General features: G+C 65.3%; 19 protein-coding genes. 14 read left to right on the top strand and 5 right to left on the bottom strand.

All coding sequences use genetic code 11. The annotated features are described in order from the left end of the window. Nucleotides 1–8 precede the first annotated feature (8 nt). Together WJ542_RS03210 and WJ542_RS03205 are read right to left on the bottom strand one after the other, a co-directional pair. The gene (locus tag WJ542_RS03210) at nucleotides 9–2372 is read right to left on the bottom strand and encodes a type IV secretion system DNA-binding domain-containing protein (protein WP_411187777.1); all 2364 of its coding nucleotides are present in this window, start codon (nucleotides 2370–2372) and stop codon (nucleotides 9–11) included. Between the two features lie 198 nt (nucleotides 2373–2570). Further along, on the bottom strand, nucleotides 2571–2912 hold the full coding sequence (locus tag WJ542_RS03205) for a hypothetical protein (RefSeq protein WP_059890110.1): 342 nt from the start codon (nucleotides 2910–2912) through the stop codon (nucleotides 2571–2573). Nucleotides 2913–3890: 978 nt separating this feature from the next. On the opposite strand from WJ542_RS03205, the gene WJ542_RS03200 reads away from it, so the two are divergent. The 4 genes from WJ542_RS03200 to WJ542_RS03185 all read left to right on the top strand — a co-directional run bounded on the left by WJ542_RS03200 (nucleotide 3891) and on the right by WJ542_RS03185 (nucleotide 5448). After that, entirely contained in the window at nucleotides 3891–4424 is a 534-nt protein-coding gene (locus WJ542_RS03200) for a hypothetical protein (RefSeq protein WP_411187775.1), read from the top strand. After that, nucleotides 4424–4723, top strand: a complete 300-nt coding sequence (locus WJ542_RS03195; protein ID WP_060091684.1) for a hypothetical protein — start codon at nucleotides 4424–4426, stop codon at nucleotides 4721–4723. The genes WJ542_RS03200 and WJ542_RS03195 overlap by 1 nt, the downstream gene beginning before the upstream one ends. Nucleotides 4724–4791: 68 nt before the next feature. Then, entirely contained in the window at nucleotides 4792–5292 is a 501-nt protein-coding gene (locus WJ542_RS03190) for a hypothetical protein (protein WP_411187773.1), read from the top strand. 24 nt (nucleotides 5293–5316) lie between these two features. Continuing rightward, nucleotides 5317–5448, top strand: a complete 132-nt coding sequence (locus tag WJ542_RS03185; RefSeq protein WP_411187771.1) for a hypothetical protein — start codon at nucleotides 5317–5319, stop codon at nucleotides 5446–5448. Nucleotides 5449–5460: 12 nt separating this feature from the next. Here WJ542_RS03185 and WJ542_RS03180 read toward each other — a convergent pair whose 3' ends face one another. Further along, the gene (locus WJ542_RS03180) at nucleotides 5461–6438 is read right to left on the bottom strand and encodes a hypothetical protein (RefSeq protein ID WP_411187769.1); all 978 of its coding nucleotides are present in this window, start codon (nucleotides 6436–6438) and stop codon (nucleotides 5461–5463) included. A 187-nt stretch (nucleotides 6439–6625) separates the two neighbouring features. Here WJ542_RS03180 and WJ542_RS03175 point away from each other — a divergent pair, with 187 nt between their 5' ends. The 7 genes from WJ542_RS03175 to WJ542_RS03145 all read left to right on the top strand — a co-directional run bounded on the left by WJ542_RS03175 (nucleotide 6626) and on the right by WJ542_RS03145 (nucleotide 9342). Beyond that, nucleotides 6626–6892, top strand: coding sequence for a hypothetical protein (locus tag WJ542_RS03175; RefSeq protein ID WP_017422962.1), 267 nt, complete (start codon nucleotides 6626–6628; stop codon nucleotides 6890–6892). A 1-nt stretch (nucleotide 6893) separates the two neighbouring features. Beyond that, complete coding sequence (locus WJ542_RS03170; RefSeq protein WP_411187766.1) at nucleotides 6894–7286, top strand: hypothetical protein; 393 nt, start codon at nucleotides 6894–6896, stop codon at nucleotides 7284–7286. Next, nucleotides 7283–7504: a hypothetical protein gene (locus WJ542_RS03165; RefSeq protein ID WP_411187764.1), complete on the top strand. Its 222-nt coding sequence runs from the start codon at nucleotides 7283–7285 to the stop codon at nucleotides 7502–7504. Before WJ542_RS03170 ends, WJ542_RS03165 begins: the two co-directional genes overlap by 4 nt. Next, nucleotides 7489–7818 carry a hypothetical protein gene (locus tag WJ542_RS03160; protein ID WP_411187762.1) on the top strand — a complete coding sequence of 110 codons (330 nt, stop codon included), beginning with the start codon at nucleotides 7489–7491 and terminating at the stop codon, nucleotides 7816–7818. The genes WJ542_RS03165 and WJ542_RS03160 overlap by 16 nt, the downstream gene beginning before the upstream one ends. Continuing rightward, complete coding sequence (locus tag WJ542_RS03155) at nucleotides 7815–7949, top strand: hypothetical protein (RefSeq protein WP_257724553.1); 135 nt, start codon at nucleotides 7815–7817, stop codon at nucleotides 7947–7949. The genes WJ542_RS03160 and WJ542_RS03155 overlap by 4 nt, the downstream gene beginning before the upstream one ends. Before the next feature lie 65 nt (nucleotides 7950–8014). Further along, nucleotides 8015–8668 (top strand): ankyrin repeat domain-containing protein, encoded by a 654-nt coding sequence (locus tag WJ542_RS03150; RefSeq protein WP_411187760.1) that lies wholly within the window; start codon nucleotides 8015–8017, stop codon nucleotides 8666–8668. After that, complete coding sequence (locus WJ542_RS03145) at nucleotides 8665–9342, top strand: hypothetical protein (protein WP_411187758.1); 678 nt, start codon at nucleotides 8665–8667, stop codon at nucleotides 9340–9342. Before WJ542_RS03150 ends, WJ542_RS03145 begins: the two co-directional genes overlap by 4 nt. Here WJ542_RS03145 and WJ542_RS03140 read toward each other — a convergent pair. Continuing rightward, nucleotides 9339–9581 (bottom strand): helix-turn-helix domain-containing protein, encoded by a 243-nt coding sequence (locus WJ542_RS03140; RefSeq protein ID WP_411187756.1) that lies wholly within the window; start codon nucleotides 9579–9581, stop codon nucleotides 9339–9341. The two genes, WJ542_RS03145 and WJ542_RS03140, sit on opposite strands and share 4 nt — an antisense overlap. A gap of 113 nt (nucleotides 9582–9694) precedes the next feature. Between WJ542_RS03140 and WJ542_RS03135 the strand changes: the two genes are divergently transcribed. Both WJ542_RS03135 and WJ542_RS03130 read left to right on the top strand, forming a co-directional pair. Continuing rightward, the gene (locus WJ542_RS03135; RefSeq protein ID WP_411187754.1) at nucleotides 9695–10879 is read left to right on the top strand and encodes a hypothetical protein; all 1185 of its coding nucleotides are present in this window, start codon (nucleotides 9695–9697) and stop codon (nucleotides 10877–10879) included. A gap of 72 nt (nucleotides 10880–10951) precedes the next feature. Further along, complete coding sequence (locus tag WJ542_RS03130; protein WP_411187752.1) at nucleotides 10952–11254, top strand: hypothetical protein; 303 nt, start codon at nucleotides 10952–10954, stop codon at nucleotides 11252–11254. Nucleotides 11255–11418: 164 nt separating this feature from the next. Here the strand turns inward: WJ542_RS03130 and WJ542_RS03125 are convergent, their stop codons facing one another. Beyond that, a complete protein-coding gene (locus WJ542_RS03125; protein WP_060715247.1) occupies nucleotides 11419–11853 on the bottom strand; it encodes a hypothetical protein in 435 nt (144 codons plus the stop codon). A gap of 209 nt (nucleotides 11854–12062) precedes the next feature. Here WJ542_RS03125 and WJ542_RS03120 point away from each other — a divergent pair, with 209 nt between their 5' ends. After that, on the top strand, nucleotides 12063–14855 hold the full coding sequence (locus WJ542_RS03120) for a class I SAM-dependent DNA methyltransferase (RefSeq protein WP_060715248.1): 2793 nt from the start codon (nucleotides 12063–12065) through the stop codon (nucleotides 14853–14855). The last annotated feature ends 11 nt before the right edge of the window (nucleotides 14856–14866 follow it).

Below are 14866 nucleotides of genomic sequence, written 5' to 3'. Positions count from 1 at the left end.
GTCGAGCGTCAGCGGAACAGCGGCGTGGTGCCGGTCTTGCCTTGGCCGGGCTTGCCCGCCGGCTTGTTCGAGGCGTGGTACATGTCGATCACCTTCACCGCGTCGAGCACGACGCCCAGGCCGGGCACGTCGAGCGCTTCGCTCAACTGGTCGGCGGCGACCTCCTCACCGGCTTCCTCGATCATGCTGTCCAGGTCGGCCTCGTCGATCTCGGCCGGCTTGGCCTTGGCCGGCTTCGCAGCGGGCGGCGGCTCCACGGGCGGTTCCGGCTCGCCCGGTTCGTCGAGCAGCGCGACGACGCGCGGCGGGATCGGCTCGTCGTCCGGCGGCATCGGGTCGTCGATGTCCAGGTCGGGCTCGTCGGTGGCCTGCACCTCGTGGCCGCCCTCGGTCGCGTCAGCGTCGGCGGCGGGGGCCGTCGTTTCCGGCTGGTTTTGTTCCTCCGGCTCGTCCATCGGCTTCGTCCAGGCGGCGGGCACGTCCGTCTCGCATTGCACCAGCGAGTCCACGTTGAAACCGGGCCACCAGAGTTTGTAGACGGAACCGCCGAACGTCAGCAGGCCCGAGACCTTGAAGCCGTAAGGCGTGTTGCTGTCGCTGCGCACGCCCATGTGCTTCTCGTCGCTGATCTGATGCGGGCGGACCAGCAACGTGGCTTCTTCGTGGTACGAGTTCGTCACGTTGGGCTGTGCGGCGCTCTGCCCGTTCGCGGTGACGGACGTGTTCATCTTGTTGACGACACGTTTGCCAAACCACTCCGACAGTTTGTTGGCGGTGTCGCCCGACGACGTGCGCGTGACGATGCGGGTGCCGACCAGGGACCACATCGTGTTGGCTTCTTCCGGGCTGTATTTGAGTTTGATCTGGTTGATGTCCTGGTAGCAGGCGGTGAACATCACGCCTTTGGATCGGCCCTTGTCGAGCAGGCCCATGATGTTCAGCCGGTTCACCGCGGCCAGTTCGTCCACGATCACGCCGATGAGCCGGCTGCGGGAATCGCGCAGTTCGAGCAGCAGCGGGGCCATGACGTTGAACATCGCGGCGATGTACTTCTCCGTCAGCGGCATGTCCGGCTTGCCCCGAATGACCATCTGCCGCGGCCCGGTGTAGTCGTCCTTCACCCAGTCGCACAACGCGATCTTGCGGCGCGTGTCGTTCGGGACCGTCGTGGGCCAGGCTTTCGCCAGGTTGTCGATCAGTTTCGCGCCGTTCATCAGCGTGGACAGGACCGACATGGTGCCCGGGTTCGGGTCGATGACGATGTTGTACGCCTTGTTGATCGCCGCGTTGTAGTTCGGGTTCGGGCTGCCGTCCTCGTTGGCCGCGTAGGGCTTGAACAGGGCGACGAGGCCGGGCTGCGGCAGGCCGGTGCGCTCGGACAGTTCCGTCCAGCCCCAGCGGCCGATCTTCCGTTGCCGCCGTTCGACGCGCAGCGTCTCGACCACGCCGTAGCCGACGATCTGCGCGGCGTCGGTGAAAAACGGTTGCGACGCGTTCGGGTTGGTCGGCCACATCGTGGCGCAAAACACCTCCAGCGCATCGTCGCGCGACAGTTCGCGGTAGATGTCCCACACGTCCGACAACGCCGACCACGGGTCGATCAGCGCGGCGCCGACGCTCACGCCGTCCTCGAACTTGCAGAACAGCCGCGAAAAATCCCCCTTCTGGTCAACCGCCGCGAACTTGTGACCGAACGGGCCGGTGGTGCCGTCGGGCAACGTGACCTCTGCTTTGTGCATCTGGAACAGCCAGTGCAGCAAGATCATGGTCTTGCCGGCGCCCGACGCGCCGATGATCAGTTGGTGCCGAACCCACACGTCGCGCAGCAACGGCGGAACGTCCGGGTGGATTTTCATCAACTGCGCGGGCGCCTTCTTGCCTTTGGCCGGCGCCGGGGGAGCCGTGTCGATCGCCAGTTGTTTCACCGCCTCCGCGCCGTTGTGGAACCGGCCGCCCTCGACGTGCACCTGGCTGTCGCGTGGCGTGGCCGTGTCGCGGAACACGAACCAGCCCAGCGCCGCCGACGGCGCGAACGCAAGCGCGAGGCGCCAGGCGATGTCGAACGGGTACTCGTCGAACAGGCTGCCGAACCGGTACGCGGCGCCCTCGAACGGATGGGTGGGCAGGGTCTGGTGCGCGATGCTGCCGAACAGGCCGCTCCAGAAATCGAGGTTGCCGATGCGCTCGGCGCCGACCGGCGCGAACAGCATGGTGAACGTGAACAGCACCAGAAAGGTGGCGAGGCAGGTCAGGGCGCCCTCGGCCATGCCGCGGCCGACGTAAGCGACCTTTTGCGAGGCGCTGGTGTTGAGGGGTTGCTTGCGCATGAACAGCCGCAAGACGTTGCTGCCGTCGTCGTCGTGTCGAGCCATGATGTCGGCCTCCGGTGAGCGGAGCGCGATGGCCCCTGGTACCCGGAAGCCCGCGTTGCCCGCGGGTGACTCGACGAACGGCGGATGCTGCTGGTCCTGCTGGTGCTGCTGAAAAAACGGAACGCCGGACGGCTTGTTGCGGCGGTGGGTCGGACTCGCCGCCCGGCGTCGGTTTTTCGTGTCGGGGATTTTGACCGGTCAGGCGGCCCGCAACGCTGCGTCCGGTGCCAGCGGATCGCGGTGGCCGGCGATGGCGTTGCCGGCCTGGTCGACCGTCAGGTGGATCGTTGCGAACGCGTTGGCGAGCGCCTTCAGGTGGTCCTCGAACCGTTCGATCAGCCGCGTTTCCAGCGCGCCGATCTGCGCGTCGATCGCACGGCGCTGCTCGTCGATCGCGGCGGCGATGTCCACGCCGTCCAGGTAGGCGTCGATCGCCCGCCGGGCGAGGTCGCCCTGGCTGACGTTCAGCGCCTCGGCTAGGTCTTTCAGCCGGTTGTTGCTCGTGGGTTTCAGTCGGATGTGCAGGTTGGGCATTGCCATGATGGGCTCCGTGCGGTGGCTGGTGCTTCAGTACTACCAGGAACCGGGGCAAAGACAAGCGGGTGCCCGCGGTACGTCGCGGCGACCGTTTTTCGCCCGGAGCACGGCGACCGTCAAAGCCTTTTCCGGTAAGGCTTTGGCCTCCTTCCCGGTCGCCGCTACGCGGCGACGATAAGAGCCTTGCGCAGCAAGGCGAAAGGGCCGCGAAGCGGCCAGGGGAGGAGGCACCGAAGGTGCAATGCGTGTGTTGTGGTCGTACTCCGAGTAAAACGAGGAGCACGCAAACCACACCGATACGACATGCTTCTTGTACGCTTCCCTCGGTGTTGCTTGTACGCCTTTCACGGTGTTGCTTGTACGCCTTTCATGATGTTGCCGTTGCCCTGGATGCCTCTGCCCTCGGTGTCCTGCTTCATATCTTGTACGTCTTACCCCCTGCTGTTCGTTGTTGCTGGTGATCGTGGTGCTGGTTGTGGTGGTTGAGGGTTGCTGTGTTTCTTGTACGTCCGTGTTGCCTGCCCCGTCCTCTGCCCGCCTTACCCGCCTGCCTGTTTCTTGTACGACCGCTGCCCCGCCCCGTTTCTTGTACGTCCCCTCTGCTTTGCCCGTTTCTTGTACCGCCACACTTCAGCAAAAGGAACGATGCGAGCAAAACCGGGCGGATGGTGCGCGGCGGATGGGGGAGCCGTCGCAAGCAACAAAACGCGTCGTTGGGCCTGTTTTGCGCGCCGTGGACCGCTGGGTGCCCGGTCTGAAAAACCTTGAGGAGTTCTTGATAAACCGTCCATAAGTCGATAGCGCCCACGCATCGTTGGCACCGTCGAGCGTGCGCGGTACCGGAACGCGAGCGCCAGGTGTTGACCTGCGCCCGCATCGCTGTATCTTGTACTCATCGCATCTGCGCGATCCGTCGCGCGCAACGTTCGCCCCAGTTCACCGCTGGGGCGTTTTTCGTTTACGACCTGGGAGAAGTTGAGCATGTCCACCGACCTGAACGATCCGCTCGAACGTGAAGCCCGACGGCTGGAACGTACGCGGCAACGCATCCGCGCGAGCCGCGCGAAGTGGTCGAGCGTGCGCAGCAACCTGGGCGCGTCGATCCTGACCGCCATGCTATCGGGCGCAAAAGCCACGCTGCAGGAGGACGTGACGTACTGCCGCGAGGCTCGGGACAACCCGAAACTGTCGAAGTCGGACCGTGCCACCGCCGCCGTCGTGGCCGGCGCACACCTGAACGACCTGCTGGGCGCTGCGCTCGATGCGTTCGTCGATATGAAACGCGAGCGCCGGCTGGAGTACCTGAACACGTACATCAGCGCGGTGCCGGCCGCTCTCGCGGCGGCCTTGACGGTTTCGGTCGAGCCGGCGGACGAAGCGCCCGCCGGCCTCGACAACCCGCCGCACGACGCACCGCAGGCGGCCCATGACGATCACGCGGTGCACGCGTTGGCGAACCTGGACGACCTTGCTTTGCACCTCGCCGACGCTTCGGCTACGGACGGGGGCGTGTGATGGGCACGCCGGCCAGCACCGTCCGCTCGCGCGCATCGCGCGCTCGCCGGCAGGCGACGCGGCACGCGGTTGGTACCTCGATCGTCCGCCAGGTCTACGCGGACGTGAAGACGCTGGTGCCCGCGCACGCGGCCTGGGTCGCGCAAAGCGCCGGCCTCACCGGCCCGGAGCAAGCGACCGCAACCGCCCGCGTGAGCGATCACCTCGGCGCGGCGCTGCTGGCCTGGCTGGCCCTGCCCGACCGCGAACGCCTGGTATTCCTCAAGAAGTACATGCGGCTTGCCCGCGCCCCTGCCTAACCGGACCTATTGCAACCCAACGTTCGAGCCCGTGATCCCTCGGGCTCGTTTTTTAGAGGATGGAAACCATGAGCCGCCCCTTGCTGCAAAACCCCAGCCCCGCCACGGCCCGTCGCCGGAAAAACCGGGAAGCGTGGCGCGACGCCCGCCGTTTCACCGGTTTCAGTTTCGAGAAGGGCACGTACGACCGCGCCAAGGCCGCCTGGCAACGGTTCCACGAACAGCACCACGGCACGCCCGCCGGTCAAGCGACCTTCACCGATTGGGTCGCGGCCTCGATGATCGCGTTCGAAAAACTCTCGCCGGACGAACGTGCGGCGCACCTGACGGCCTACATGCGGGTCAGCACCTCGGCAACACCGACCGTCGAGCAGGCGGTCGCCGCCTTCCGTGCCGAAATCGACGCGATGTGGGACACACCGCTGGCCCTGGTTGTGCCGCGCGAACCCGAGCCGGCGCACTCGTGCGAGCACGTCCTACTGTTCAACGACGCCAGCGAACCGGCGTACCGCCGCCGGTTTGCTGCGTTCGAGCACGGCCCGGTTCAGCCGCTTCGCGTGCGCCGCTGAACCGTGCTGCGGCACGTGCGGGCATTGGAGCATAGCAACTCGCTGAGAGAGGCCGACCTGTTCGACTCGATCTTTTCGGTGAGCGAGGCCGACCTGCACGGCCCGATCTGGCGACCGCGGGCGGAAGTGCTCGCGTTGCTGGACTCGCTGGGGTGATGCATGTTTCGATTACGAGGGCTGGGCCGGGTTCGCGCCCGGCCCTGTCTTTGGCGGCATGGGAATGAACGCCTGGCGGTCGTCGGACACAACGCGGTCGTAGCGCTCGACGAACGTGCGCATTTTCTCCGGGTGATCGTTGTACGAGGTGATCCACCGTGCGATCGCTGCGGCCACTGCTTCGATCAGCCCGAACGTGTTGACGTACTTCATCATCGGGTCGGTGCTCGGCGGGTATTGCTGGGCGCCGACGTACGGCGTGAGCCGTGCAACCTTCCCAGCGGCGACCCTGCGAGACTCCAGGTTCGACATGTGGAGCAGGCTGTTTCGCAACTCCCACAACTCATCGGGCGTGGCCCCGGCCGGGGCCGGGTCGGCGAACGTGCGCAGCCAGTCGATGAAGACGGACGTTTCACCACGGCCGCGCTCGCCGAACTCGACGTAAGCCACGGTATCGAGGAACGACATCAGCAGTTTCAGGCATGAAATGTAATGGCCGTTGTTGTACAGCAGCCGGATCGCCTTGAAATAGTCGTCATGGATCAGGCCCGTCATGTCGAACGTGCCCTGCTCCTCGTTGCGATACTTGAACAGGTAGTCGTCCATTCGTCCTGGCTCCCCCACACCGTCCGGCAGTTTCGACATGTCGAGCGGCGCAAGCGGCACGCTGACATCGGTTTTTGGCACGCCGTCGACGATCGACGTCATGCAAAACAGCGGCATGGGGCCGGCACCAACGGCCGCGAACAACGGCTCAAACAGTTCGGTCACTTGCCCGAGCCGTTGCCGCACCAGGAACTGCATCGCCGTCATCGTGTTGATCACGCGGATTCGATCGACCGTCGCAAAGTCGATCACGGCACGCGCCCGCAAAAACTCGATCTTCTTCGCGTCGCTGCCTTGTCGGTGGTACTGCTTGATCCCGACCGACCGGAGTTCGTCGGTTTCAAAAAAGGCGTACACGTTGTAGATCGCCTCGTGCTTCTTCATCGCCCGTCCTTGTTCTTGCTTGACCGCTCGATGGTACCCGATGGCCGCCGCAGGCGACCCCGCGCGAAGCGATCGGGGGCCTACGGCGGCCATCTTTTTTTACGGTCGATGTTTGACTCGAGCCCTCTCTAGAGAGAGGGTGGGTTTATGGCGTTAGTGCTAACGCATCCCCTCTTTGGAGCCCCGCATGTCCCTGTCGAAAAACGCACAACGCCAGCGTTCCTGGCTCGCGCGTCACGCGGCCGACCGGTGGCGCACGACCCTAGCGCTGGTGCGCAGCGTCGGTGCGAACGTCGACCGCGAGCGTGAAGCCGTGGGCGTCACGCGCACCGCGTACATCGGCGCCGCCTTGCTCGCGATGGAAAGCCTCACGCCTGGCGAACGCCTGGCGTTCCTGCGCCGTTACGCCGACCTGCACGGCGAGTCGGCCAAGCGCAACCAGTGGAGCCGCTGACATGAGCCGCCGGCCTGCCCCCGTCACCCTCTCGGGCTACGTGGCCCGCAAAGATCGGTTCAAGCGCGAACGGGCCGAAGCCCGCACCGCGCTGCGCCGGGTGGCGACGGCGTACCGCGTGAGCGTGTCGGCCTCGGCCGCGTCGCTGGTGATCGTGCTGGGCATCGGCGTGTCGCTGGCCGCACCGGCACCGGCCGGTTGCCGTCCGCTCGCGCTCACCGTGTTCTGCGTCGTCGAGGCCGTGCTGGCCGTGGCGTCGATCACCGCTTCGCTTCTTCTTCATCGTCAGGCCGATCGCATCGCGCAACGCTTGGCGCGCTCGTCGCAGGGTCTTGTCCGCGCCCGCGCCCGCCTCGTTGAAATGCGGTCAATCACACCCTCGGAGGCTGTATGAAGAACCCGAACCCGCCCGTCTCGCAGTTGTCGCTGTGGGCCGTCTGGTTTGCGATCACGCTGCAATGCGTCGTCGTCGCGCTGGCCGTGTATGACGCGCCCGCGCTCCTGGAGATGGTCTTGATGGCCCTGTCGCTCGTGCTGATGGGCGCGGGCGTCTGGCCGATCCTCGCTCACAAGAGCACCGACGAATGGAGCGACTCATGGACCGGAAACTGAACCTGCTGCGCCGGCTGGCACGCGAGCACGGCGTGAACCTGCGCGGCGTCGCAATCATGGCCCTGCTGTCCCTGGACGCGGTGTTGATCGGGGCCGGCGTCACGGCGCTGGCTCTGCGCGGCGTGCTGCCACCGCTGGACGCGTGGGCGATGTTGCCGCTGACGCTGTGCGCCGCGTCGCTGCTGTCGAGCGACCTGTGGCGAACGGACGAGGAACGGCTGGACCGATGGCTGGGCCTGTCGTTCCACGGCGAGCGGCGCCTGGCGTGCGCGAAAGCGTACGCCGACCTGTGGGCGGACGAGGTGGACGCATGAACGACCGCAAATCGAAGCCGAAGAAAGCGAGCCGATCGAAGCAGACGAAGCGCCAGACGAACCGCGGGCAGCGTCACGCCCGGCAGGAACGGCTGTGGGCCGCGGTGCTGCACGAGCACGCGACCGATTGACCCGCGATCCTTCTCAACGTTCGAGCCCGTGATCCCAAGGGCTTTTTTGTTTTCAGGAGACGTTTATGGACCAGGACATTCCCCGCACCTTGCCGCCGCTGTTCGAGGCCATCCGCCGGCAGGACGACGACGAACTGACCGCGGCGATCGCCGCCGGTGAGGACGTGAACGCGCTGGACCCGAGCGACCAACAACGGCGCACGGTGATGCACTTCGCCGCGATGTTCGGCCGGGCGCCCGCGATCAAGCGCATGGCCGCCGCCGGGGCGAACGTGAACGCGCAGGACGCGGGCGGTAGCACGCCGCTGCTGCTCGCGATCATGGCGTCGGGCACCGGCAACGCACTTGTTTCGCCGCACGCGCTCGACAACGCCCAGGCGCTGCTCGACGCGGGCGCGACGATCGACCTGCCGCGCACGTGGGGCACGTTCACCACGTCGCCGCTGCACGAGGCCGCGAGGGTCGGCAACCTGGCCGCCGTCCGCTGGCTCGTTGAGCACGGGCACCCGGTCGATGCCGGTGGGTGGTTCGACGAACGGGTGGGCGTCGTCACGCCGTACCGGGCCGTCCGCCTGAACCTTGGCAAAACGTCCAAGGCTTACCCGGGCGCCTCGTCCCGCGGCACGCGCAACGAGGTGCTGGCCCTGCTGGAGTCGCTGGGCGCCGACACGTCGCGCCCGTCGTTCAAATCGTGCTCGGCGAGCGGGGCGCGGTCATGAGCGACACGAAAGCACGGGCCTCGGCCCAGGCGCTGCGGTTCGCCGCCACGCTGAAGGCGGTTGAGGCGTCGGTGCGTCTCGGGTTCATCGACGCGTCCGACGACGGGGCGGCGAGCACGTATATCGCTGACCTCACGATGCTCGTGACCGTCGCGGGCGCCGACCATGCGGTGCGGTATAGCCGGAGTGCTGAAGGTGTGCTGTCGATCGGTCTGGCCGACGATTGCGGCCTGCTGCCGCTGTACCGGGAGCTCGCGGCCCTGCACGACGAACCGGAACCGACGGACGCCTTCCTGCGTAACTGGTACTACGGGGCCATGCCGCCGGACGTGAGGCCGTCGCCCGCGCACAACTTCGCGAACGTGGTGCGCCAACTGCTGGACCGAACGGCGGACGCCGAACTGGTCGCGTTCGACGCGGAGCGTGAGGCGGCGTCGCACCACGTCGTCCTGCTGCACGTACCGGCTGGCCGCTTCGCGGATTTTGACGCGATCGCGGCCGATCACGGTCTCGGGCGTGAGGGCGCGTTGCGCCGGTTGATCGACGCGGCGCTGCGCAACCCGTCGTTGCTCGACGAGCACGAGGGGCCGGGGCCGGTGGCGTTCGACGGTCTGGACGTGGGCGAGCCGGCGCCGCCGGTTGAGCCTCCGCCGAACGACCAGGCGCGCGGTTAGGCGCCTTTGTTGACCAACCGCGCCACGGCGTCGGACGGTTCGACGCCGCACGCGCGGCACCAGTCCAGATAGAAGAGCAGATCGACGTAACGCTCCCCTCGCTCCAGCCTCGACACGAACGATTGATCGACGTTGAGCAGTACCGCGAGGTCGCCCTGAGTCATCCCGGCGCCCTTGCGGAGCGCCCGGAGATGCGCCTGAACCAGGCGATAGCGGGTGTGATGAACGGACGGAAGCATGGCGACATGCTCCCTGCAACACCTCAATATGCCACTCTGGCATATTTTGGTAACATCCGGCCACGAACGCCGGCCGGCTTGGCGGAAAACGCAACGCACACTACGGGGGTTTCATGATGAGCAATATGCTGAAAACGGTGGCCGCTGCTGCGGCCGTGTCCTTCGCTCTAGCCGCCTGCGGCGGTGGTGGCGGCGGCGGTTCGTCCGGCTCCGGCTCGGGTTCTGGCTCGGGCACCGGCACCACGACGAGCACGAGCAACGGCCAGGCGCTTCTCGCCGCTTACACGCCTCCGGCCGACATCGCCGGTGACGTGGTAACGAACTACTCCGGGCCGTCGTTCAACTCGTACGTCGGCACCAGCGGGCTGCAATCGGCCTGCTCGGGCTCGACGGTGAGCACGACGGTGGTGGACGCGCCGGACGTGATCGTGTTCTCGGCCGGCGCCAGCGTCAAGGCGCAAGAACTCGCGGCCGACCAGTTCGAGAACCAGGCACTCCCGACCGTTCGCACGGCGCTGGCGCTGCCCGCGACGGGCACGGCGTTCGACGGCCAGAACAAGGTGGTGCTGTGCGTGGACAAGGCTCTCGGTCAAGGCATCGGTGAAACCGGAACGGCGATCACCGGCCAGACGGTGCTCGGGCTGCCCGGCCCGGTCATGCAGTTGATGAGCGCGGATAGCCCGAACTTTGACACTCGCTACCCGGGCGCCAAGTCGCTCGATGCGATGGCCCCGCTGGTTGTTCACGAAAGCACGCACGCCGCGTTGTACTCCCTCATGGAGCCGTTCGGCGGCGGTGAGATTTGGTTTCAAGAGGGTACGGCGCAAACGGTCGCCGGGCAGAGCATCGGCACGAAAACGAGCGTGCTGGCGACCGTCCAGGCCGGCGACGTGCTGGCCGCGTCGAACCCGAACACCGATTTGAACGCGTACGGCGCGTACGAGGCGACGTTGCAGTATTTGACCAGCAGCGCGCCGGGCGGCTTGGGCTATGGCTTGACGAACCTGAAGAACTTCGTCGAGACCTACAAGGCCGACGCGATGGCCCTGTGTGCCCAGCCGTGGCCGGCGGGGACGATCCCGCCGGTCACGCAAACGACCGGGATGCCCACGGGCCAGTACAACGCCTGCGTGGGCGGTGCGGGCTCGATTTCACCGCAACTGGAAACGGCCTTCGATACGGCGTTCAACGCCACGTTCAGGGACGCTAACGGGTCGCCCCTGCTGCTGCACACCGCGGACGGTTCCAATAGCCTCGAATCGACCCTGTATCAACGGCTCGACGGTTTCTTGAACTGATGAACGCTTGACCTGATTTTTCAACGGCTCCGCGAGGGGCCGTTTCTGCATTCAACACCAACGGAGAACACCATGTCGTTCAATCCCACGCACCGCCACGCTCAAGGCCTCGGCCGCTGCCGCCTCGAACTCGATCCGACGAGCCGCCAGTTGCTTGTCAAAACTGGCTGGTTCAGCGCACCGCGGCTGCTGTCGTTCGACCAAGTGCGAACGGTCGAGGTGAGCACATCGAACGCAATGGTCAAACCGCACATCGTGATCAGCACGACGGACCTCGACCGGCCGCAGCACCGCGTCTACTTCCACACGGGCCGAGGCGCGCAAGAGTGGTACAACCGGCTCGGCGCGGCAATGGACATGCGCGGCTTCCGGTGAAGGTTTGTCCACGGCCCGGAGCCTGTGGGAAACGGGGCCAGCGGCGAACGCCGCACGCCAGAGCCCCGTTTTCCACGGGTCGCGCGCAGCGCGAGGCGGTGGTCAAGCCGTTGAGCACCATAAACGTTGGTTACCGTGCTCCGCCCCGCGACGGTTCAACTGGCCTACGCCCCCTCCGTCGAAAGCAGTGCGCGTATATGCGCGAGGTTGATCGCTCGACATAGATCGACGGCCCTCGCTTCTACACTGGTCACATCGCCGGCCGACACGCCCGGGAGTTTTTCGCCGTCGATCCAGACCTCCCCGTCTTGTGTCGTCGTGTAGCGCTCCATGTAGTCCGCAATATCGCTGATGTCCGTCTGAAAAGTCTCGGCGTGCGCCAACGCGTCGGCATAATGAATCAGGTTCCAACCAAAGCGCTCTTCAAAGCCGGCCACGCGCACGGCCAGCGGATCAGCAATGGTCAACGGCGGGGCGTGATCGAGGATCAGTTTGCGCATCCATTCGGCCGGCTTCTGGCCGGCCGCGCCGGCTGCGGAGTTGATGCGTCGAGTTTCGAGCGCGTTAAAGCGTAGCGTGGGCTTGTACTCTGTTGACATGGGACCGTCCTGGCTGAAAAACGCCGGCAAATGCCGGCATCTGTAAGATAAGTTTGCCGGCATTTGCCGGCAATGTCAACGAGGGGCGATTTTGCTGTTCCGAAGGCCCGGACCGCTGGCCTGTCGCTCGCGAACGGAACGGCCACGCTTCGCACGGGAATGGGCGCTTTCCCAGATACAATCTCTGGTCCTTTTTTCCGCCGCGCCCTATGTCCGCTCTCTCGTTCCCGGAAATCCGTACCCGCCTTCAGGCGTTCGCCAAACAATGGAAGCAGGCGGAGCGCGAAAACGCGGACGCCAAGTTGTTTTGGGCGCGGTTTTACGAGTGCTTCGGCATCCGCCCGGAGTCCGCGACCATTTACGAGAAGGCCGTCGATAAGATCGACGGTACCCGTGGGTTCATTGATAGTTTCATCCCGGGCCTGTTGATCGTCGAGCACAAGAGCAAGGGTAAAGACCTGAACTCCGCGTTCAGCCAGGCGTCCGACTACTTCACGGCCCTGCCCGAAGGCGAGCGCCCGCGTTACATCATCGTGTCCGACTTCGCACGGTTCAGGCTGTACGACCTGCGGACCGACACCCAGGCCGAATGCAAACTCTCCGACCTGCCCAAGCACGCGGGCTGGTTCCGGTTTTTGATCGACGGCGAGACCGCGCCGGCCATCGTCGAGGAATCCCCGATCAACCGGCAAGCGGCCTACGCTGTTTCACGGCTGCACGAGGCGTTGTTGCAGGCCAACTTCCGGGGCCGCGACCTGGAAGTGTTCTTGACGCGCCTGCTGTTCTGCCTCTTCGCCGATGACACGGGCATTTTCGGGCAGGACGGGATGTTCCGGCGGTACGTCGAGGCGACGCGCGAGGATGGGCGGGACACCGGCCAAAGCCTTTTTGCGCTGTTCGACGTGCTCGACACGCCGGACACGGAACGGTCGAGCAACCTCGATGAAAACCTCGCGGCCTTCGCCTACGTCAACGGGTCGTTGTTCGCCGAACAAACGCGCATCCCGTCGTTCGATCGGGCCATGCGCGACCTGCTGGTGAAGTGCGCGGAACTCGATTGGAGCGGGATCAGCCCGGCGATCTTCGGGGCGATGTTCCAAGGCGTGCTCGAGGCGCACACGCCCGACGAAAAACGCCAGGCCAGCCGGCGGGAACTTGGCGCGCACTACACCTCGGAGCGCAACATCCTGCGGGTGATCAACCCGTTGTTCATGAACGACCTGCGCGCCGAGTTTGAGAAGGCCCGCAAGAGCAAGCCGCGGTTGCAAGCGCTGTACGACAAGTTGCCAACGTTGACGTTCTTCGATCCGGCCTGCGGCTGCGGGAACTTCCTGGTGATCGCGTACCGGGAACTCCGTCGCCTGGAAAACGACGTGATCGCGGCGTTGTTCGTCGATTTCGGGCAAGGCCCGGGCCTGCTGGACGTGTCCACGCTTTGCCGGGTGCGGGTCAACCAGTTTTACGGCCTGGAGATCGACGCGGCGGCGGCGCACATCGCCCGCGTCGCGCTGTGGATCACCGATCACCAGATGAACCTCGAGTCGGCGGACCGCTTCGGCAACACCCGCCCGACGGTGCCGTTGGTGGACACACCGCACGTCCATCAGGACAACGCCCTGCGCGTCGATTGGGCGTCGATCCTGCCGCCCGCACAATGCTCGTACGTGATGGGCAATCCGCCGTTCATCGGTGCGAAGTACCTGAGCGATTCCCAGCGGGAAGATGCTCGCCTGATTTTTGCGAAGATCAAGAACGGCGGTCTGCTGGACTACGTGGCCGCCTGGTACGTTAAGGCGCTGGCGTACATCCAGCAAAACCCGTCGATCGACGTGGCGTTCGTCTCGACCAACTCGATCACGCAGGGCGAGCAGGTGTCCGTGCTGTGGGGGCCGTTGCTGCAAGGCGGTGTTCAGATCCGGTTCGCGCATCGGACGTTCCAATGGAGCAACGAAGGCAAAGGCATCGCGCAGGTGCATTGCGTCATCATCGGCTTTGGTCTGCGCGTGCCGGAGCACTGCACGATTTACGACTACACCGGCGACATCAAGGCCGAGAACGCGCACGTCATCGCGGCCAAACGCATCAACCCTTACCTGGTCGATGCGCCCGACTACCTGCTGCCGAACCGGCGCACGCCGATCTGCCCCGTGCCGGAAATCGGTATCGGGAACAAGCCGATCGACGGTGGGCATTACCTGTTCACCGACGACGAAAAGGCCGCGTTCATCCAACTTGAACCGAAAGCCGCCCCGCTGTTTCGCCGGTGGTACGGTTCGGTCGAGTTCATCAACAACCTGAGTCGTTGGTGCCTGTGGCTGGGTGATCTGAAACCGAACGAACTGCGCGCGCTGCCCGAATGCATGAAACGTGTCGAGGCTGTGCGCAAGAGCCGTCTTGCGAGCGATAGTGCTCCGACGCAGAAGTTGGCCGAAACGCCGACCCGCTTTCACGTCGAGTTCATGCCGGACAAGCCGTTTTTGGTGATCCCTGAAGTCTCGTCGTATCGCCGCGAGTTCATCCCGCTGGGATACCTGGCCCCGCCGACGCTGGCGAGCAACAAAGTGCGCCTGATGCCCGACGCGACGCTCTACCACTTCGCGGTTCTGCATTCGACGATGCACATGGCATGGGTTCGCACGGTGACGGGCCGCTTGAAAAGCGACTACCAATACTCCGTCAACATCGTGTTCAACAACTACCCGTGGCCCAGCCCGACCGACGCGCAACGCCAGGCGCTGGAAGCGACCGCGCAAGCGATCCTTGATGCTCGTACCCTGTACCCGGGCTCGTCGCTGGCCGATCTTTACGATCCGCGCACGATGCCGGCTGAACTGCGCAAGGCCCACGCGGCCAACGATCGCGCGGTCGATGCTGCGTACGGATTCAAGGGCGACAAGTCGGACGCCGGCCGGGTTTCATTTCTGTTCGGTCTGTATGGCAAGTTGACGAGCCTCCTGCCGGCTGAAAAGCCAAAGCGGGCGCGGAAGAAAGCCGTGGCGTAACGGGATCATGG

This window comes from Paraburkholderia yinzeri, from assembly GCF_046581065.1.
Lineage (GTDB): Bacteria > Pseudomonadota > Gammaproteobacteria > Burkholderiales > Burkholderiaceae > Paraburkholderia.
This window is presented reverse-complemented; position numbering and strand designations above follow the sequence as displayed.